Consider the following 205-nt stretch of genomic DNA (forward strand, 5'->3'; position numbering starts at 1 on the left):
TCAGGCAGTCCATCTCCGCGGTGGGTCGCAGCCAGATGGAGGCGGGCAACATGGCCGCGAGCTTCGAGCGCGGCGACCCCGGCGCCGATCTCGGCCGCACCATGATCGCGGTGCAGAAGGCCGACCTCTCGCTGCGCACGATGGTCGAGGTGCGCAACAAGCTGGTCGATGCGTACAAGGACATCATGAACATGCCGGTCTGACG

The 205-nt window shown here is 66.3% G+C and carries 1 protein-coding gene; it reads left to right on the forward strand.

Going from position 1 to position 205, the window contains the following annotated elements:
* Nucleotides 1-203: flagellar hook-basal body complex protein FliE (gene fliE, locus DC347_RS21425; protein ID WP_109864400.1), on the forward strand; the 203-nt coding region annotated here is incomplete at its 5' end.
* Between the last annotated feature and the right edge of the window lie 2 nt (nt 204-205).

Source organism: Pseudarthrobacter sp. AG30, from assembly GCF_003116525.1.
Lineage (GTDB): Bacteria > Actinomycetota > Actinomycetes > Actinomycetales > Micrococcaceae > Arthrobacter.